The 19,803-nt window shown below is 32.8% G+C and carries 16 protein-coding genes; 9 read left to right on the plus strand and 7 right to left on the minus strand.

Annotated features, from left to right (window positions below; translation table 11 throughout):
- Positions 1-24: 24 nt before the first annotated feature.
- Both Q5N74_RS09060 and Q5N74_RS09065 read right to left on the minus strand, forming a co-directional pair.
- A complete protein-coding gene (locus tag Q5N74_RS09060; RefSeq protein ID WP_304388464.1) occupies positions 25-1,581 on the minus strand; it encodes a hypothetical protein in 1,557 nt (518 codons plus the stop codon).
- A 10-nt stretch (positions 1,582-1,591) separates the two neighbouring features.
- On the minus strand, positions 1,592-1,993 hold the full coding sequence (locus Q5N74_RS09065) for an arsenate reductase family protein (protein ID WP_304388465.1): 402 nt from the start codon (positions 1,991-1,993) through the stop codon (positions 1,592-1,594).
- 300 nt (positions 1,994-2,293) lie between these two features.
- Here Q5N74_RS09065 and cls point away from each other — a divergent pair, with 300 nt between their 5' ends.
- Both cls and Q5N74_RS09075 read left to right on the plus strand, forming a co-directional pair.
- Positions 2,294-3,715, plus strand: a complete 1,422-nt coding sequence (cls, locus tag Q5N74_RS09070; protein ID WP_304388466.1) for a cardiolipin synthase — start codon at positions 2,294-2,296, stop codon at positions 3,713-3,715.
- A gap of 54 nt (positions 3,716-3,769) precedes the next feature.
- Positions 3,770-4,345 (plus strand): hypothetical protein, encoded by a 576-nt coding sequence (locus Q5N74_RS09075; protein ID WP_304388467.1) that lies wholly within the window; start codon positions 3,770-3,772, stop codon positions 4,343-4,345.
- Here the strand turns inward: Q5N74_RS09075 and Q5N74_RS09080 are convergent.
- The gene (locus Q5N74_RS09080; protein ID WP_304388468.1) at positions 4,342-5,862 is read right to left on the minus strand and encodes a GH3 auxin-responsive promoter family protein; all 1,521 of its coding nucleotides are present in this window, start codon (positions 5,860-5,862) and stop codon (positions 4,342-4,344) included. The two genes, Q5N74_RS09075 and Q5N74_RS09080, sit on opposite strands and share 4 nt — an antisense overlap.
- Positions 5,863-6,438: 576 nt before the next feature.
- Between Q5N74_RS09080 and Q5N74_RS09085 the strand changes: the two genes are divergently transcribed.
- The 7 genes from Q5N74_RS09085 to Q5N74_RS09115 all read left to right on the plus strand — a co-directional run bounded on the left by Q5N74_RS09085 (position 6,439) and on the right by Q5N74_RS09115 (position 12,180).
- Positions 6,439-6,708, plus strand: a complete 270-nt coding sequence (locus Q5N74_RS09085) for a YtxH domain-containing protein (RefSeq protein ID WP_304388469.1) — start codon at positions 6,439-6,441, stop codon at positions 6,706-6,708.
- Between the two features lie 10 nt (positions 6,709-6,718).
- Positions 6,719-7,102, plus strand: coding sequence for a hypothetical protein (locus tag Q5N74_RS09090; protein WP_304388470.1), 384 nt, complete (start codon positions 6,719-6,721; stop codon positions 7,100-7,102).
- A complete protein-coding gene (locus tag Q5N74_RS09095) occupies positions 7,089-7,427 on the plus strand; it encodes a hypothetical protein (protein WP_304388471.1) in 339 nt (112 codons plus the stop codon). Before Q5N74_RS09090 ends, Q5N74_RS09095 begins: the two co-directional genes overlap by 14 nt.
- Positions 7,428-7,434: 7 nt before the next feature.
- Positions 7,435-7,965, plus strand: coding sequence for a hypothetical protein (locus Q5N74_RS09100; protein WP_304388472.1), 531 nt, complete (start codon positions 7,435-7,437; stop codon positions 7,963-7,965).
- Positions 7,966-8,322: 357 nt separating this feature from the next.
- Entirely contained in the window at positions 8,323-11,529 is a 3,207-nt protein-coding gene (locus tag Q5N74_RS09105) for a glycoside hydrolase family 2 TIM barrel-domain containing protein (protein WP_304388473.1), read from the plus strand.
- Between the two features lie 260 nt (positions 11,530-11,789).
- On the plus strand, positions 11,790-11,984 hold the full coding sequence (locus tag Q5N74_RS09110; RefSeq protein WP_304388474.1) for a hypothetical protein: 195 nt from the start codon (positions 11,790-11,792) through the stop codon (positions 11,982-11,984).
- Entirely contained in the window at positions 11,956-12,180 is a 225-nt protein-coding gene (locus Q5N74_RS09115; protein WP_304388475.1) for a hypothetical protein, read from the plus strand. Before Q5N74_RS09110 ends, Q5N74_RS09115 begins: the two co-directional genes overlap by 29 nt.
- Positions 12,181-12,336: 156 nt before the next feature.
- On the opposite strand, the gene Q5N74_RS09120 is transcribed toward Q5N74_RS09115, so the two are convergent.
- The 4 genes from Q5N74_RS09120 to Q5N74_RS09135 are packed head-to-tail and all read right to left on the minus strand — an operon-like array spanning position 12,337 to position 19,796.
- A complete protein-coding gene (locus Q5N74_RS09120) occupies positions 12,337-13,242 on the minus strand; it encodes a DUF1735 domain-containing protein (RefSeq protein ID WP_304388476.1) in 906 nt (301 codons plus the stop codon).
- Positions 13,243-13,262: 20 nt separating this feature from the next.
- Positions 13,263-14,993, minus strand: a complete 1,731-nt coding sequence (locus tag Q5N74_RS09125) for a RagB/SusD family nutrient uptake outer membrane protein (protein WP_304388477.1) — start codon at positions 14,991-14,993, stop codon at positions 13,263-13,265.
- Positions 14,994-15,024: 31 nt separating this feature from the next.
- A complete protein-coding gene (locus tag Q5N74_RS09130; protein ID WP_304388479.1) occupies positions 15,025-17,820 on the minus strand; it encodes a SusC/RagA family TonB-linked outer membrane protein in 2,796 nt (931 codons plus the stop codon).
- A gap of 56 nt (positions 17,821-17,876) precedes the next feature.
- A complete protein-coding gene (locus Q5N74_RS09135; RefSeq protein ID WP_304388480.1) occupies positions 17,877-19,796 on the minus strand; it encodes a RagB/SusD family nutrient uptake outer membrane protein in 1,920 nt (639 codons plus the stop codon).
- Positions 19,797-19,803: the final 7 nt, after the last annotated feature.

The following is a 19,803-nucleotide window of genomic DNA, read 5'->3' on the forward strand; positions in this document are numbered from 1 at the left end:
AATAATTTTAGTTAATACCAATTTCTATTTTTCTCCATTTCCAGTTAACGTACTAACTAAACCACTTTTCACATTAATCCATAAGTAATTAAAAAATGATTTGTTTACGTTTCGTTTTGTTTCTATCTGTCCAAAGCGGTATCCTTCAGCATTGGTTTTAGATCCATCGTTCATGAATAAAGTACCTACGGCCGTTAAAAACTTATTTAATTGAGAATTGTTTTTACGTAAAATTTTAAATTTAAAATCTTCATATTTCATTTTCATTTCTCCTTGAGACTCGATGTTATTGCCATAAAATGTAAAATACATTTCTTCAAGAGTGCCTTCAGCCATGGCATTTAAATTTGGTCTGAAAAAGGGGTTTAGTATTTGGGCTGGAAGATTTTTTATGGACCCTAAAACTTCGAAGGTATCCGATGCGTTGTTAACATCGAAATTCCAATTCAATATTAATGGGGCTTCACCCATAAGCTCTGATTGTATTTTTATCGTTGTTTTTTTTTCATCCTTTAGGTTGGAAAGATCTTTTATAGTAGCATCTACTTTGTTGAAAAATAACTCGCCTGCTTTTTTGTAAGGGTCAACCAACTCTGCATATGAAATGAAACCGTTCTTTATTTCTATTTCATTTATTTCAAAATTGAAATTTAGGTTTCTTAAAGTTGCGCTGTATAGTTGTTTAAAACTTAAATCGTCCGGTAATAATTTGTCTCTATAAACTTCTAAACGAGGCGCCGTTATTTCTGCCGATTTTACGGCTATCTCTAAACGGTTTTCTTTAAAGATAAAATCGGGAAATTTTAAATTTATACTCGGAATGGTCAAATTAATATAATCACGCTCTTTGCTAATTTGTGAGGAAAGTTCTTTTTTATCATATTTTGGAATAATTTGTAAACGCTCTATTTTCCATGTTTTTTTACTAGCATTTATATGGTCGATATTGAAGGTTTCATAATCGTTACTGTCTAATATTAAGTTTTTTAACTCAAGGTTGTAGCTATTGTATGTTAGAGGTGTTTGTTCACCGTGCTGTAAATTTATTTTACTTCCTAAAACTGTTAGTTCAAAATTAGAAATAGAGAGTTTTGTGCTATCACTGTTTTGTTTTTTAACAAGAATACTACCATTAGTAATATGTAATTTGTCAAATTTTATAGTTTTAATTCCTTTTTCTCCGGTTTGGGTTTTTGTTTTTTTTTGATGAGCCTGTTTGTATGGATAATATTGAAGCTTAGGTTTTTTTAATGAAACGGTTTTAATATAGAGTGTTTCATTAAATAGTAAATCCCAATAAACAATGTTATTTAAATGAAATGTTTCTAATTTATAATAGGCAAGGGGTTTAAGAGAGTCCTTGTTTTTAATTTTAAAAGACGGGTTGTGTAAAACAATAGAACTACTCAGTAAGTTGATATCTAAATCAGAATAAATCAGTTCAAAATGAGGAGGTAGTTTCTCCGTTAAAAAGGTGTCTACATAATTTTTAACCCACCAATGTGCTAATAGAAAACCAAGCGTAAAGAAAAACACTAAAAATAGTAAAATCTTAATCTTTTTATTCTTCGTATTAACCATACATGTAGTATTAATCGGGGTTTTCTTGGTTTGTGCTATCCGGGTCCATGTACTTTACAAAATCAGAAGGGGAATGGATTGGAATAATTCGGTGGCCCATTATAACTACTGGAAAAGCTAATGTTTCTGGGTGTTTTTCTAATATAAGTAACCAGTCATTTTGCTCTAAATCAATTTTTTTGTCACCGTACTCTTTTATGAAATCAGGGTGATTTCTATTAATTAATTTTTGAATTTCGATACCTAAAGCATCTGCAATATCTACCCAATGACTGCCTGGTACCTTTGTTTTAGAGATGTCAATCCCAAGCACCTTCTTTTCAGATGATACAACGAAGGCATAAGTCTGTTTTCCAATAGAAGTTTCGGAACTGTAATAAAGTTTAATTTGGTTCTCATCAGTAGATATCATGCCCATTGGTTTATACTCTTTAAAGGTGTTTTACAAAGAAATTATATTAAGAATTAATATCTTAACCCAATCACAAATCATACTAACTCAAAAAAAGTGTTTTTTCATCTTTATTCAAGTAATTCAAAAAAGAATGAATTGAGTTAAATTTTAATTGGTTTAAGTTTAAACTATAGCGATTTTAGTATTTAATTTGATCATCAACTAAGCGATTATCACTACATTCTATTTCAATGTATTATTAGTAGATAAATTCACTTTTTAATTTTCCGGTTATTATTGATATAGCACCGAATCCATATGAATCAATTGTTACTTATTTTATATTTTTCAATAAACTTATGGGCTATCTATAGCGTAATAATGTACGGCTCTCGAGCGACTAAATCTTTAAGTTGGGTATTTACTATCATGGTTTTTCCGTTTGCAGGTGCTTTATTATATTATTTGTTTGGTGTTAATAGACGGAAATTTAAATTTTTTAGATTGAAACGGTCTCAGAAAGAAAATCTTTATCAATTAGAAAATGGGAACGATGCACACACCGAATTTGGAAACAATTTTACATCGAAAAAGGCAAAGAAACTATCTGAACTTTTTTTAAACACCACTTATTTAAATGCTTTTAAAGGAAATAGAGTTGAGATTCTTAATACAGGAAAAGAAACTTTTGATGCCATTTTTAAGGCTATTGGAAAAGCTGAAAAATTTATACATATTCAATATTATATTTTCGAAAAGGGTAAGTTACAAGATCGGTTTTATGACTTATTGAAGTCTAAAGTAGAGGCAGGAGTTGAAGTAAGAATGATTTATGATTCCTTTGGAACGTTCTCTTTTAGTGGGAAATTAAAAAAACGTTTCCGAAGTATTGGGGTTAAAGTCTATCCAGTAATGCCTTTGCGATTTGGAAACTTTCTTTTTACATTGAATTATCGAAACCACCGAAAAATAATTGTTGTTGATGGTATAATTGGATTTACAGGAGGCATCAACGTGTCTGATAAATATATTAAACCAGTCTCTGATTTGGGTATATGGAAAGATTTACATGTAAGCTTAGAAGGGCCTGTGGTGAACAGTCTCCACCGTGTTTTTATTAAAGATTATCATTTTGCTAGTAAAAAGAAATTGCTCTTAGATTCGAAATATTTGCCAACACCCAAGATAATGGGGAACTCGGCTGTTCAAATTGTTACCGGAGGGCCAGATTCTAATCAACCTGCTATAATGCAACAATATATAGCTATGATAAGTTTGGCTGAAAAAAATATTTTTATTGCTAATCCTTATTTTATTCCAGGGAGTGCTGTTTTACAAGCACTAATAATAGCATCATTAAGTGGAGTGGAAGTTAATTTGTTAGTACCAAGAAAAGGAGACTCTATATTGGCTACTTATTCCATGTTTTCTAATTTTGAAGAATTCTTATCTGTTGGAATCAATATATATGTACGCGAAGGCTTTGCACACAGTAAGGTTATAATAATTGATGATGAAATAGCTTCTGTTGGTTCAGGAAATTTCGATCATAGAAGTTTTGAACATAATTTTGAAACTAATGCCGTTATTTATGATAATGCTGTTACAAATAAGATTTTAAATGAGTTTAATCTAGAATGTTCAAAAGCCGAAAAACTATCCTATGAAGTTTTTAAAAACAGAACTAAAACTCAAAAATTTATTGAAGGTCTAGCCAAGTTTTTTAGTCCCTTATTGTAAAATACAATGAAAAATCACTTTTTAATATTATTAATTTATATAAATTTCTATTCTTTGAATGCTCAACATACTTATCCGGAATCTATTGCTAATGAAGTTGAAACAGCTTTATCACATTACCCAGAATTGGCAAATGTGGTTATAGATTTTAAATTTAAAAATAAAATAAAAAAATCGACCATGCAGGCACAACCTAATTTCAGTAGTGTTCTCTGTGCTAAATCGAAACGTACATATAGAATTTTAATAAGTAAAAGTTTTAGAATTGGAGAAATGGTGTATGACACTAAAAACATCCCGTCTACAGTACTTATAGGGTGGTTAGGGCATGAATTGGGGCATATTATGGATTACCAACATAGAAGTGGTTTGAACCTTATTGGTTTTGGGTTAGGCTATTTGTTTTCAGAGAAATCGATGAAAAAAGCGGAACGTAGTGCAGACACTTTTGCCGTTATTCATGGTATGGAAAAGTACATTCTAGCTACTAAAAATTTTATTTTACATGAAGCGGGCTTTTCCGATATATATATAAACAGGATAAAACGCTTTTACCTTTCTCCAGAGGAGATTATGATTTTGGTTAAAGAGCGCGAAGAAAAAGCAAAACTTTCTAGTGAAAACAATTAATGTTCGTTTACAAAGTTCTCCCATTCAGAAAATTTATCTTCATTCATAACTCGTTCCATTTTTACCTGGCCGCCTTTCTTTTTATTATGCGCATTCCAATCATAAAAACAGTTAGGAGAAACCGTAGCAACTTTAACTCCTTTTAGGGCTTTAGTGCGAGCTACGCGATAATTTTTATTAGATTTCTTTAAAAAAGCATCTAAGGCTTTTATGAGTTCTTCGTTTTCAATATTAGTATCCGTTCCAAGATACCAGCTATGGTAAAATTCACCTTCGTAACGTTTTGCACAAATAGTATATTCCTTTATTTCAATATTAAAATGTGTTTCTAAATGCTTTATAGCATCATCTAGTTTGTTAACCGACAGTTGAGATCCAACGGTGTTTAAAAAGAATTTGGTACGCCCCGTTATTTTAATTTCGGCACGTTCAATATTAGTAAATTCAATAGTATCTCCAATAAGATAGCGCCAAGCTCCAGATACGGTACTTATGATAAGAATATAGTCTTTATTGAGTTCTACCTCGTCGAGCGTTAACGATGGTGCATGTTCTACGATAGAACCATCTTCGTTAATATAGTCAGGTTTAAAAGGGACAAACTCAAAATAAATACCTCCATTTGTAACCAGTTGCATGGCATCTGTTTCTGGTCTAGCCTGAAAAGCAATAAAACCTTCAGAAGCCAAATAGGTATCTATAACAGTTACGGGTTTACCTAATAGGGCATTAAAACTTTTTTCATAAGGACCAAATGCTACACCTCCCGAAGTGTATACTTCCAAATTAGGCCATATCTCGTGAATGTTTTTCACTTTATTATAGGCGATAACTTCATTAAGCATGAGTTCTATCCACGATGGAATTCCGCTTATGGCGCCTATATCCCATTCTTTTGCTTTTTCAGCAATTTTTTTAACACGTTCATCCCAGTCATCAATTCTAGCAATATCTTCTCCTGGTTTATAGTATCCACTAAACCACGATGGAATGTTGTGCGCACTAATACCACTTATTTCTCCTTCAAGATGGTCGTTTTTTTCTGTTAGTTCTGTTGAGCTACCTAGCATTAAAATACCTTTATCAAAAAAAGAAGCAGGTAAATTGAAATGACTCAATGCTATAATTTGCGATATACCTGCAGATTTTATACTATCTATCATATCTTGGGTAACAGGTATGCGCTTACTGGTTTTTCCAGTAGTTCCAGAACTTAATGCATAATAATTAGGATTTTCTGGCCATGTGACATTAGTTTGGCCTTCATGAATCTTGTGCCACCAATTTTCGTTAATTTTATTGTAATCAAAGTAAGGTGTTTTTTCTGAAAAACTTTTTTGTATGTTATCCGATTCTAAAATTTCGTCGAAATTATAAAATTGTCCAAATGCTGTACCTCGAGCTTTAAGTAATAAATTTTTTAAAACTTCTTTCTGGTTTTCTGAAGGACTAGATTCAGGTGTTAGTTTTTCTGTAATGTCTATGACACCTTTGATAATGTTTCCTATTATATTCATAATTTCTAAAAACTTAAACACCCTAAGTGAAACTTTCTTTCATTTCGCTTATGGTATTATTTATAATAATTTGATTAGACTTTAGGTATTAATCACCTACTTCTTATATTTTTCTAATAGTTTGTTTTAGTGCTTCATAAGGTTCTAATAATTCTTGTTTTTCAAATCTATTTGTTACCAAAAGGTCTATTTATTTATCAACTTCATTTTCTGAATAAATATTTAATACGTATTCGGTCTTAAATTTTAAGACCGTATAAAGATATAAATGGGGAAATAAAAATAGGTGCTCTATTGCACATAGGATTAATCTTAACAATAAGAAAAATATAGTATAAAGTTTATTGAGATTCATATTTATATTAAATATGAGTTTTAAAGATAAATTATCTTTAAAATGGGAATTTTGTAAAATTTTCAAAATATTTTATAATAAATTTATTACAAGTGTGTCCCATCTTTGTAATATAAAATAACTGAAAAGTTACTTTAAGAACTGTTTTAGTTTTAAAGGTTTTACGCTTTTTGCTAGAATTATATTTAATAAGTGAAAAATTAATTTAAAAAAAAGAGAAAATGAAAACAAGTAAATCAATTATCGGTGTAATAGGAGGCGTAGCTGTAGGTGCTGCCTTAGGAGTTTTATTTGCCCCAGACAAAGGGACAGAAACCAGAAAAAAAATAGCTAAAAAAACTAGTGATGTGAAAAATAAGGCTAAGAATGGTTTAAACGACGTTTTAGATACTGTTTCAGAAAAGTACAATTCTGTAGTAACTAAAGGAGAAGATTTAGCAGAACAAGGTAAAGAAGAAATAAAGACTGTAAGAGAACAAATGAATAAATAAAATTAAGAAAATGGAAACAATTGCAACAAACATAGAATTGCTTTTCGACAAAGCTAAAAATTATGTGGAAATTAATATTGAATTAGTTAAGCTCTATGCTATTGATAAAGCTGCAGATGTTATTTCATCACTAATGGCTAGATTGGTAATAATTATGGGTGTTGCAATGTTTATTTTGTTTGTAAACATTAGTTTAAGTCTTTATCTAGGAGAACTATTAGGAAAAGACTACTTCGGGTTTTTAGTTGTTTCTGGTTTATATTTATTACTAACTATTTTTTTGAATTATAACAGAGATAAAATAATAAAAACACGTATTACAAACTTAGTTATAGCAAAATTATTGAAGTCAAAATCAAAGAAATCTAAACCTAATCCAGATGGCATCCTATAGAAATCATAATGCAGAATTAGATAGAACGATAGCTCGTTTAGAACATGAAAGAAAGGTAAAGTTGGAAGCTTTAAAAGTCCAGTTCGAAATTACTTCTGAAAGTATTAAACCTGTAAATATATTAAAAGGAACATTTCAAGATTTCCAAGAATCACCAGGTTTAAAAAAGAATTTGTTAAAAACAGCAGCTAGTATAACTGGTGGTTATTTGTCTAAAAAAGTCTTGTTTGGAAAATCACAATCTATTTTCAAAAAACTAATAGGCTATGTATTTCAGTATGGTGTAACACATTTTATTTCAAAAAAAGCAACCACTAATTTCTAAATTAATCATGAAGGCAACAATTAAGATTATAGTATTAATTTGTATTTTCAATTACACCAATTTGGTTTCAGCACAACAAGGGGTAGATACCTATAATAGAAATTTTAAACTAGGAGTAGGTGTTAATACAGGATTACCTTTGAGTGATCCATATAGTTTTAACCTCGGGGGAGATGTTAGGCTTCAATATAATATTTCGACAACTTATTCACTTTGCTTCACAGCTGGATATAATAATTTATTTGTTAAAAAGAATGGTACTGATTTTAATTATGTACCAGTTAAGGTGGGATATAAATCATTCATTTTTAGTAATAATTTTTATGTTATGGGAGAACTAGGCGGAGCCTTTTCTACAACTAAAGAGTATAGTTATAATTCCTTACTTTTTGCACCAAGTATAGGTTTAGGCACCAAGTATATTGATGTGAGTGTGAGGTATGAATTTTTAAAAGATTTCCCCATTGTGAAAGATAACGTTGCAGATAATGGCTTAGGCCAGTTAATGCTGCGTTTGGCATATGGTTTTAGTTTGTAAATAAGTTTATTAACTTTAAATTTAGTTTCAAAAACTTCTTAAGGGAATACTTTTAGCGTGTCAAAATGTTATTTTGACACGCTACCTTTTACCTTCCAAGTACCCACAAAACAATTTTTATTGGTTTTTCCGTGAATGCGAATACTCTTCATAATTATTTAATTTTTAAATAAACAATTGCGGCTTTAGAATTCTACGTTTCCTACAATTGCAACATTTAAACCCCTTAAATGATAATTATAAACTTACATTTTAGGTTAAATTTGTCTGAGCACGCTTAAGGTTCGTTATGAACGAATCTAAGTTTGATTTTTAAGTTAGCAGAATCTTTAAATTAAAAATAAATAATTATTATAAATGAATAAATACGTTTACGCACTACTAGTTTCTAGTTTCGTTTTTTTAAGTGGAGAGGCACAAGAAAAACCCGTTTACTCCGCAGAGAAATGGGAGAATCCTGAATGGGAAAATCCTGAAATTTTTCAGATTAATAGAGAAGAGCCTACAGCATCTTTTTATAAGTATCCCAATACGAAGGATGCGTTAAAGAATGATAGTTGGAAAAATTCTTCTATGTATAATTCATTAAACGGAAAATGGAATTTTCATTTTGCAGATAGCGTTTCAGTAAGACCAACAGATTTTTATAAAAACGATTTCAGTTTAAATGGTTGGGATACTATTGAGGTGCCTTCAAACTGGGAAATGAAAGGTTTTGGAATTCCTGTATATGTGAATCGTATTTATATATTTCCAGCGAATCCGCCATACATTCCACACAATATGAACAATGTGGGGAGTTATAAAAGAGATTTTGATATTTCAGAAAACTGGGATGGTAAAGACATTTATTTACATTTTGCAGGTGTAAGTGGTGCCATGTATGTGTGGGTAAACGGACAAAAAGTAGGCTATAATGAAGGTAGTAAAACGGCCGCCGAATTCAATATCACAGATTATGTGAAACCTGGAAAAAACAACGTGTCTGTTCAAGTATTACGTTGGTCGGATGCTAGTTATATGGAAGATCAAGATTTCTGGAGGTTAAGTGGAATTGAACGCGATGTGTATGTATATGCAGCCAATAAAGTGACGGTTCGTGATTTTAGAGTGACTTCAGATTTGGAAAACAACTATAAAGACGGTGTATTCAAAGCAAGCTTACAAGTAGATAATAATACCAAAAAGGAACTTAATAACACTGTTGAAGTTAAGTTAATGGATGGGGATAAAGAAGTGTATTCAGCAACCAAAAACATCAAATTAAAAAAAGGCAGAAACCAAGTCGATTTTAGTCAGGTATTAAAAAACGTGAAAACGTGGAATGCAGAACAGCCTAATTTATACACATTACTTGTTCATTTAAAAGATAAAAAGGATGCAACAATAGAAGCAACCTCTATTAAAGTAGGTTTCAGAAATATAAAAATTGTAAAAAATCAATTTTTAGTAAATGGAATGGCTGTATTATTGAAAGGTGCGAACCTGCATGACCATAGTGATACTGAAGGGCATACCATCTCAGAAGCACTTACTTTGAAAGATTTGGAAGTGATGAAGCAGAATAACTTAAATGCCATACGTTGCAGTCATTACCCAAAAGACCCTCATTTTTATAGAATGTGTGATAAATACGGTTTTTATGTGGTAGATGAAGCTAATATAGAAACGCATGGTTTAGGAACTACGAATCAAGGTTTAGATAAAAATAAAAAAGGACAAGCCATACACCCTGCATACTTACCAGAATGGAAAGCTGTGCATATGGATAGAACCATTAGAATGTTTGAGCGCGATAAAAATTTCCCTTCTATCGTAACATGGTCTCTTGGAAATGAAGCAGGAAATGGTGAGAACTTTTTTGCAACCTATAAATGGTTGAAAGACAACGATACCACACGACCAACACAGTATGAAGGTGCAACAAATTATGCAAATACAGATATTCAAGCGCCTATGTATTGGACTATTGATAAAATGATTCAATATGCTGAAAACAATCCTACAAGACCATTAATTCAATGTGAGTATGTACATGCTATGGGAAATAGTACGGGGAACTTACAAAAATATTGGGATGTTATTGAGAAGTATGATATCATGCAAGGTGGTTTTATTTGGGATTGGGTAGACCAAGGGATCTTAACTAAAAATGAAGAAGGTGAAGCTTATTGGGCTTACGGTGGCGATTTAGGTGGCCATGTATACCGCCATGATGTGAACTTTTGTTTAAATGGTGTTGTAAACCCAGATAGAACGGCGCATCCCGCTTTATTTGAAGTTAAAAAAGTATACCAATACATTAAGTTTAAAGCTTCTAATTTAAAGAAAGGTGAAATTGATATTAAGAATATTTACGATTTCACGAATTTAAGTGACTATAACTTTAACTGGGTATTGTTAGAAAACGGTAAAGAAATAGCAAAAGGGAATTTACCAAAACTAGATATTGCACCGTACGTAACTAAAACAGTGCAAATTGATTTGCCTAAATTAACGAATGAAACTTCAGAATATCACTTAAATGTGTACGCCCTAAACAAAACCAAAACAGACTTAATGCCTGTGAATCATGTGGTGGCTTACGAGCAGTTTCAATTGGAAAAAGAACGTTTTAATGTAACTTCTTCAGAATCTAAAGAGAAAATTTCTATCATTTCAGAAAATAATATCACAACCATTTCAAATGAAAATGTTGAAGTGAAAGTAGATATGAGTACAGGAAAACTAACGGCTTTAGATTACGGAAATGGTAATGTTTTAGTTGAAAGTATCACACCTAATTTCTGGCGTGCTGTAACCGATAATGATTATGGTGCAAAATCGCCTGAAAAATTAGATGTTTGGAATCAAGCTTCTAATAATCAGGAATTACAAACGGTTACAATTTTTAATAATTCAAAAGAAATTTCAACTTCAAAACGTTCTAAAGCAAAGAAGCTAAAAGGAACCGTTCAAATTCAAACGGTTTTTAATTTAAATGCAGTAAAAGGGCATGTAACTATTGAGTATAGTATTCACCCTTCTGGGGAAATTACAGTAACCAATAAGTTGAGTCATATAGATGAAACGTTACCTCATTTACCACGATTTGGAAATAATGTTATCATTAAAAATGAATACCAAAATGTAGAATGGTTTGGTAGAGGGCCTCATGAAAATTATAATGATAGAAATACATCGGCATTGGTTGGTGTTTATAAAGCATCGGTTGGCGATTTGTATTTCCCATACATTCGTCCGCAAGAAAACGGATATAAAACAGATGTTCGTTGGGTAACTTTCACGAACACTTCTGGTAAAGGTGTTAAAATAGAAGGGCAACAATTATTAGGTTTTAGTGCACACCATCAATACAATAATGATTTTGATTCTGGAAAATCAAAACAACAACGTCACACTACCGATATTAAGAAAAGAGATTTTGTAAACATCAATATCGACTACAAGCAAACTGGAGTAGGAGGTGATAACAGTTGGAGTGAAAAAGGACTAGCACATGAGGAGTTTAGAGTGCAGGCCAAAAATTTGGAGTATGCCTATAAAATAATCCCTATAAAATAACAGTGTTGTTTTAATTAGAGCTCCTATTTTTCTCAAATAGGAGCTCTTTTTTTTTGGATTAAAAATGAATCCCTTAAGAAAGTAGAAATATTAAGTCTAAAGGCTGGGAACGTATTTTAAATTCGTAAACAGTTATATGAAAAATAAAATGATACAAGAACTTCTTTTAGGAAGTTCTTTATTTATTGTGGGTGTTTTTTGTGCACTTTCAATCCAAGCGATGGTACCAGAAAAAGCGACGAAGGTTAAACAAAAAACCAATGTGCTATTTATTTTTGCAGATGATAAAAGGGCGTATGGCCGACCATTATAATACGTCCATGAGAAGTTTGGGTAGTGATGGTAAGCTAAGTGAACCTGTAAACAAAGGTTATTCAACCAATATGTTTTCAGATACAGTTATGAACTATTTAAATAACTATGTAGTTGGTAATAAAGAAACCCCATTCGTCTAGAGAAGATTATAAAGAGATGTACATAGGTGAAGAGATGCCTTTACCAGGGAATAATAAAGCGCTATATCCATTTAAGTTCGATAATTTAGATATTAGAGATGAAACATTGGGGACATGGCCTCGAACTCCAGAATTAATTCAAGCCTCTTTTATACTTAATGTAAGAGTTAATACTGGGCTTGTGCCCGGTTTTTAAGGCGCTTAAAGCGCATTTGTTTATAAAACGACTCGTTTGTTCATCAAAGCACTTTAATAAACATAATAACTTCTATTTAGCTCGTTATTGGATAAAAAAAAAGTCTCTTAAAAGTTTAAACTTTTAAGAGACTTTTTTTTGCGTAAAACTTTTTTACTATAAATCAAATTGATTAACACCGTCTACAATTCTATTTCTAAAGTCTAAAACATCCGTTGCTTTATAGCTTGCTCCGTTAAAATCGAAGGAATAGTTAATAGTAACCTTTCGTGTAGTAGGATCATAGAACGAACCACCATCATCTACAACTGGTACAGCTCCAGAGATGCTTTCAATTGTTATTGTGTTGTCATCAGCTATCACAAGGTTCATTCGTTTGTCTGAGCCTCTTAAATCGGCCAAACCACTACAGCTAACTGTATTTGGAGCTACCATAGATAATTCTAAAACATCTGTAATGCCACCAGGGTATACAATGGTTTCTTCTGCAGCACCTTCTGTTTTTACAACTTGCCCAGTTTGAACATAATTACCATATAGTTGGTTGATGTATGAGAACGTGATTACAGACGATTTGTAATTTGATAAAATCGAATCTGCTTTCACTACATTATCTAATTTAAACCCTAGTGCGTAGTTATTTCCTAAGGACACATCGTCTGCAAGAAAGTTAATAGAATCTGCTTTTACATAAACAAATCCTTGCACTTTTCCTGCTGGTATAATAATTTTGTTATTTGCAGGGTTTCCATCGGCATCAACCAAGGTATAGTGGCTTTGTGGCAATACCGTACGACCAGCATCGGTTACTAAAGCATCATCTAATGAAAATGTAACTTCTACATTTTCTGTATTGGACAGTCTTCCACCTAATACAACACCTACACCAATTTGCAGACCTTCTCCCATTATAAAAGTACGGTCAATTTGTGGTTTAGGTAAATAAACAGAGGTAAACTCAAATTCATTATCAACAAAATCGTCGTAAGAACAAGATGTAGCAAGGAACCCTACTACAAGTACCACTAGCATGGTAATATGTTTTAATTTATTGTTTTTCATAATCTTTATATTTAAATTTTTTACCATCCTTGGTTTTGTTTCAAGTTTTTGTTTAATAATAACTCGGCATATGGTAATGGTAAATAATAGTTTTTAGCTTCAAACACTCTTCTTTCTACATCTACATTTTCATAAGAAAAAGTATCGTCGGTGTTTTTAGTAATCTTAACACCTTTTACATTTTCTGTGTTAATGATATCTTTCCAGCGTCTTAAATCATGAAAACGTTCGCCAGTAAAACAAAGTTCAATACGTCTTTCATTTTTTAGAAGGGTTCTAAAATCTGATTGAGTAGTAGATACTTCATCTAGATAAGGATCAAAAAATAATCCGGCTCTTTGTCTTACTCTCGCTAAAGCGTCTTTTGCAGAAAAATTATATCCAGCAGGTGTTACATCAGGTCCATAAGCTTCGTTTAAAGCTTCGGCATAGGCTAAATAAATTTCTGTTAAACCTAATTGTACATACACTTTAGGTTGGTTCGTGATAGGGTCTATGGCCGATGGGTCAAAATTTAAGTTATTTAGATATTTTTTTAAGTAATAACCAGTTCTTGTGCCTTCGTTAGGGATAAAACCTCCATAAGTATCTAATCCACCTTGAAAAGTTTCTATAGGGTTGTAATCGGTACAAGTCGCAGATGTAAAACATTGGTCTCCATTATAGAAAACGAATTTATAGAATCTATTATCTCTAGAAACGTATGGTGTGGTAGCATCGTAAGTACTATTGGCAGCACTAATAGGGTATCCATTAGATGCTGGAAAAGCTTCGATTAAGTTTTGAGAAGGGTTAACTTCTCCTTGACCGTATAAGGTTGGAGGGTATAATCTGTTTTCAAGACTATTGTTGTTTCTTGAATTACGCATTCTCCAAATATGGTCTGGATTGTCTTCTCTACTAAAATCGAATGATTGTAATGATTTTAATCCGCCATTTTTCACAATAACCTCATGTGCTAAACTTGCAGCTAATTCCCATTTAGTAGTATCGTTTGTTGGGTTAAAAGCAGGACTTGCAGCCATTAAAGCTACTTTTGCTTTTAGTGCATAAGCAGCTAAACCACTTGCTCTACCAATTTCTTGATCACTATACCCTGGGTTGTTGTTTTCATTACCAGAATAGGTAAGTGGTAAATTTTCGATGGCTACATCTAAATCTTCCATAATTTGAGTTACACATTCTGCATAGGTGTTTCTAGCTATAGAGGCATAGGCTTCATTCTCTAAAATTCCATCTATAATAGGAAAGCCAAGCATGGTGCCATTTTCATCAGGACCACCAAATACTTTTAGTAATTCCCATTCAGCAAAAGCTTTTAAAAAGTGTGCTTCGCCGTAGTATCTGCTTATTACGATATCGTTCAAATCTGAGCTTGCTTCAGATGGTAAATACGGTAAACCTTTATCGTGTACTAATTCAATATATTGATACACTTGTCTGATATTATCGTAGGATTGTTGCCAAACATAGCCGTAAGGGTTATCTGTAGGTCCCCAATAACTGGTTACTAGGGCTGTTTCTTGTGAATTTAAAACGCCGTTATCTGTTAGATATTCAATTGAAAAATCTCTGAAATAATCAAAAGAATAATCGGTATATACATCTTCAATAAGACCTCTTGAGCGTAATCCTGAAGATGTTATTTCTTCCTCTTGGGTGTATTGAATTTCGTCTTCTAAAAAACTACTACATCCTGAAAAGCTTAATCCCAAGACTATAATGGTTAATATTTTATTAGTTAATTTCATCTTTTTGTGTTTTTTTTTTAACATTTACTTATTAAAAATCTAAAGAAGCACCTAAAACAAACGTTCTCATCATAGGGTATTCATAAATTCCAGATCTAGGATCTTCTGGATCTAAATCGTTCATTTTACTAAATAATGCTAAATTACTTCCTCTTAAAAATAACTTCACGTCTGCAAATGGTCCGTTGCCAATGATTGATTGTGGTAAGGTATAACCTAATTCTAAATTAGATATTCTAAAGAAACTACCATCTACCAACCAATAGTCAGAATTTTTATAATTATTAATACTACTAATAGTACTTAACCTTGGGTTGGCGTTACCATTTGGAAGATCGCTATTTACGCTTCCGAAGTAGTTGCCTAAACCACCATGTTTAAAATAAGCGTAATTGTTAAGGTTAATATCATAACCGGAAACTCCCATACCTACAACATCTAAGTTGAAGCCTTTAAAGGCAACACCCACATTAATACCATAGTTAAATCGTGGTGTGTTATTACCAATAGCGCGTTGGTCTCTTACATCAATAACATTATCTCCATTTTGGTCTACGTACCTAACGTCGCCTACTTTTACATCTCCAAATTGAGGTAGGGCAGAACCTATATTATCTGCCGTAAAAAGACCATCACTTACGTAACCAATAATGTTATCTTCCGCTTGACCTTGTTGTAATCTGTATTGATCTGGGTAAGGTACTTCTGCAATTTTTTCGCCGGTAATCTTATTATAACCTGCGTTTACACTTACGTAATATTTAAAAGTATCAAAACTATCACTAAAAGTAATGTTTGAATTAAAACCTTTATTACTTCTTTGGGTAAAGTTTAATTGAGGTAAATACACATCATCTCCTAAAGCACTTGCATAAAGTTGACTGGCCTTTGTTAATTGATCTTGAATATCAATACTAAAGTAATTAATATCTAATTTCAACTTTTTGAACATACTTAATTCAAAACCAGCAAACATTTGATTGTAAACTACCCAGTCGATATCTTCGTTACCTGTAGTCGCTTGTCTGTATCCAAATTCATCTTGTGAATTATTTCCAGTACCTAGAAAAATGGTGCCATTATTTCTACCACCACCCCATGTGTCTAAATAATAGAATGTAGAAGCTGTATATTCTGTTCCTACCTGTCCAAAAGAGGTTCTGAATTTTAAATAATCGACCGTTTTACTATCCTTTAAGAAGTTTTCATTGGATGCGATCCAAGAAAAACCAAGGGTAGGGAATAGGTTGGTTCTATTGTGACCAATAAACTTAGAACTACTGCTAGAGTTTAAGTTGGCGTAAACAACATATTTATCTAATAACGCAAACGATCCATTTAAATTAAAGGTTAGGTTACGTTTATCTGGTTGTGTAGATTCTCTATTAGGTTGGTAATACAAGAGATGACTGAAATTTAAGTTTAATGAAGCGTCATTCATGTCCTTAAAGTAGTTAAAGTTACCACCGTAAGCAAAGTTTCTTTGAATAGCTGCATTCGATCTACCTACGTTAAGGTCTATCGATTCTTGTTTGTACAAATTTAAGGCTAATGAATCTAGTCCAGCTTCATCTTGTAAGTTTTCTAGGGTATATAAAGCTGGTGTATTGTTTGTTATAAGCGAGTGCGCATTATACGTTCGCATCATCACATACGTACTATACTTAAGTCCTGGTACATAGTCTTTAAAATCGAAATCTAAGCCTAAATCGAAAACCATATTGGCTGTATAATCTGTTCTAGTTCCTCCGTTTTCTAATTCAGATAATAAGTTTGTGTTGAACTGGTTACTTACTACATAGGCAGAATCACCCACTTTTAAAGGGAAAGCGTTTGCTGGTGTTGAAGTAATCCAATTAAACATAGCATCAGCATTAAGTACGGGTCTGTCATCTTCTCCAAACTTTCCATAAACACTGGCATGTGTTGTTAATAAGTTATTAATTTTAGTGTTTATTTTGGTTCTGAAAGTAAGGTTTCTTCCTTTAATAGGGTCACCAATTTTCTCAATACCTTTCCAATCGGAATACCCTAGGAATGCACTGTATGATACATTTTCTTCACCACCATAAAAATTAAACGATGCAAAATTAGATGGAGACGAATCTTCCAGAAAAGTATCCTGTCTGTTTACATTAGGAAAGTTTATAGGGTCTGAACCGTTGCTATAGGCAGCAATTGCTTCAGGGCTATAAATAGCGCCTAAACCATCATTGCTCGCAGCTTGGTTTATAACTGTTGCGTACTCTGAAGCTGATAACAGCTTAGGTAAGCGTGTTGTGGTATTAAGACCTCTTTGATAGTTAACCTCTATAGTAGGTTTTCCTATTTTACCTCCTTTGGTAATCACGTAAATAAGTCCGTTATCACCTAAGTTTCCTAACAAAGAATTAAAAGTACCATCACTAAGTACTAATACTTCTTCAACTTCTCTTAAATCTACTTGTAAACCTCTAGGTTGGCCATCAATTAACACATAAGGCGTACCTCCGTTTAATGTATAGGTATACCCACCATCGGCACCAGGTGTATTTGTTTGTCTTATAATTTTTAATCCTGGTACGCGTCCTCTTAGGGCTTCAGATAAGTTATCACCAGGTGTTTTACGAAGGTCATCACCAGAGACTCTAAATACGGCCCCTGTTGAATTACTTAAATTGAAAACCCCAAAAGGTGTTGTCAACATCTCGTCTTTACTAGTTGTTTGGAGCGAATCTTGTGCTGCCAAATTAGTTAGAGGTGTATTTTGAGCCACACCAATATTAATAACTACCGCATTTAGTAAGCAGAAAATAAAAATTTTCAATTCTGTTATGGTTAGTTTCATTTGTTTGATTTTATAATTTTTAGTTTGTGGAATCTCACGTTTTTGAATTCGTTTGTTTACCACCCCTCTGTTTGTCTAAATGTTGGTACAGCTTCAATTTCTGAACTAGGAATTGGCCACCAATAGTTCTTGTCAGAAAATGTTTTTCTAAGATCATTTTGTTCTACATTTTCAAAACTAAAACCAGTAGGGTATAGAGCAGATGTTCCACCTTGCCAGCGCATTTCTAAAAATTCAACTTTTAAATTTTCATCTAAATGTGCTACTTTCCATCTTCTTATATCATCATATCTAAAACCTTCAAAACACAGTTCAATGGCACGTTCATTTCTAATACGCTCTCTAAAGCTTTCTTTAGAGCCTGTATAAGAAGCGTGTACATTTGGCATGCCTACTCTATTTCGTATCATATTAATGGCCTCGATCGCTGTTAGGTTAGCTCCAGGAGCGGTACCTGTTGGTCCATAAGCTTCGTTCACTGCTTCTGCATAATTTAAATACACTTCACCCATTCTGAACAAAATATTATTGGCATAATAATCTAATTGACCTTTCCACCCTTGGGTTAAAAAATAACCATTAGGAATCCATTTTCTAATCCGGTATCCCGTTTTATTTTTAACCTGCCATAGTCTATTATTTGGCGTATTGGGATCGTGAATATCTAATCCAAGGTTTCCTTGTTCGTTCACAATTGCTAAATCGGCAAAGCCAGATCTATTTGTTGCATTTGAGGATGTTACCGTCCATGGCACACCATCAAATAAAATGGCATTGTAGAATCTAGGATCTCTGTTTATAAAAGGTTCTTGTGGATTGTATGAAGGATCATTCTCAATAGCCAAACCGTTTTTTGTTTCAAATTTGGCGACAAAATTAGCTAAGGCACCTATGTTCATCGGGTTGTTATTTCCTTTTGCGATGTCAAAACCAGTTGTTAAATAGGTTCTAGGTAGAGGCACTAAGGTACCACCACCACCAGCAGTAAAATCGTTTACTTCCATGAAAATAACTTCTGGAGGTAATGTTTTAGATTTCCCAGGGCCTACAAACATGCTTCTGTAAGGCTGTAATGCTTCTGGTTCTGGCTCAAAAAGATCGGCGCCTTCGTGATCAACATCTATGCTATTGGCATTAGGCGCACTAGCAAGCGTGTATAATCCATTATCATTAGCGAAATTAATAAGGTTTGAAGCTGCTGCTGCGGCATCTACCCATGCTTGTTGGCTATTAGCTGTGTTTACTAAAGGGCTGGCTCCGAATAATGTTACTCTAGACTTTAAGGCGTAAGCGGCACCTCTTGTTGGGCGACCTAAATTCTCTGCAGTCCAACTTACAGGAAGTAAACTTATGGCAACATCTAAATCTTCTAGCATATTTGCTAAATTACTTTCGTAGGTTTCTCTTTCTTGATCAAATGGGTTATTAAGGTTTAAGTTTTCCTTTAAATAAAGAAGACCTCCGTGACGCTTCGTCATTAGATGGTAAAAATAAGCTCTTAGAAAATAAGCTTGCCCTTTTAACTCATTAACCTCGGCTTCAGTAGCGTTTATTATTTTGTCACTGTTTGCAAGAAAACTGTTTACGGTTCTAATACCTCTCCAAGATTCAAAATACCTGGAAACAAAATTTGGTGTTTGACCTTGACCTACATCACCATTAAGGTTCATTAAGGTTAAATAGTCTGAATTTGCATAAGACTGGTACCTTTCTGGCACATTGTTATTCATTCTTCCAGGGTAGCCTTCTCCTGCCATGGTCATGGCTGGGAGTACATCTGGATTGTTGGATTTTGCACTTACTTCCGATATTAAACTGGTATAAGCACCATCTAAAAATCTTTTAGCCAAACGAATATCGCTAAAAACATCGTCTTGGTCTAATCCTTCGAAATCTTGGACTTTTTCTAAATAATCTTCACAGCTGAAAAATAGACTAACAAAGATTAAAATGAATGTATATTTTGTTGTTTTCATAGTTTTA

The sequence above is a fragment of the Mariniflexile sp. AS56 genome, assembly GCF_030552475.1.
Classification (GTDB): domain Bacteria; phylum Bacteroidota; class Bacteroidia; order Flavobacteriales; family Flavobacteriaceae; genus Mariniflexile.

Bases quoted from the DNA above. Each gene is read 5' to 3' on its own strand.
- Q5N74_RS09060 (WP_304388464.1), bottom strand. From the start codon at position 1,581: ATGGTTAATACGAAGAATAAAAAGATTAAGATTTTACTATTTTTAGTG.
- Q5N74_RS09065 (WP_304388465.1), bottom strand. From the start codon at position 1,993: ATGATATCTACTGATGAGAACCAAATTAAACTTTATTACAGTTCCGAA.
- cls (WP_304388466.1), top strand. From the start codon at position 2,294: ATGAATCAATTGTTACTTATTTTATATTTTTCAATAAACTTATGGGCT.
- Q5N74_RS09080 (WP_304388468.1), bottom strand. From the start codon at position 5,862: ATGAATATAATAGGAAACATTATCAAAGGTGTCATAGACATTACAGAA.
- Q5N74_RS09085 (WP_304388469.1), top strand. From the start codon at position 6,439: ATGAAAACAAGTAAATCAATTATCGGTGTAATAGGAGGCGTAGCTGTA.
- Q5N74_RS09090 (WP_304388470.1), top strand. From the start codon at position 6,719: ATGGAAACAATTGCAACAAACATAGAATTGCTTTTCGACAAAGCTAAA.
- Q5N74_RS09095 (WP_304388471.1), top strand. From the start codon at position 7,089: ATGGCATCCTATAGAAATCATAATGCAGAATTAGATAGAACGATAGCT.
- Q5N74_RS09100 (WP_304388472.1), top strand. From the start codon at position 7,435: ATGAAGGCAACAATTAAGATTATAGTATTAATTTGTATTTTCAATTAC.
- Q5N74_RS09105 (WP_304388473.1), top strand. From the start codon at position 8,323: ATGAATAAATACGTTTACGCACTACTAGTTTCTAGTTTCGTTTTTTTA.
- Q5N74_RS09110 (WP_304388474.1), top strand. From the start codon at position 11,790: ATGTGCTATTTATTTTTGCAGATGATAAAAGGGCGTATGGCCGACCAT.
- Q5N74_RS09120 (WP_304388476.1), bottom strand. From the start codon at position 13,242: ATGAAAAACAATAAATTAAAACATATTACCATGCTAGTGGTACTTGTA.
- Q5N74_RS09125 (WP_304388477.1), bottom strand. From the start codon at position 14,993: ATGAAATTAACTAATAAAATATTAACCATTATAGTCTTGGGATTAAGC.
- Q5N74_RS09130 (WP_304388479.1), bottom strand. From the start codon at position 17,820: ATGAAACTAACCATAACAGAATTGAAAATTTTTATTTTCTGCTTACTA.
- Q5N74_RS09135 (WP_304388480.1), bottom strand. From the start codon at position 19,796: ATGAAAACAACAAAATATACATTCATTTTAATCTTTGTTAGTCTATTT.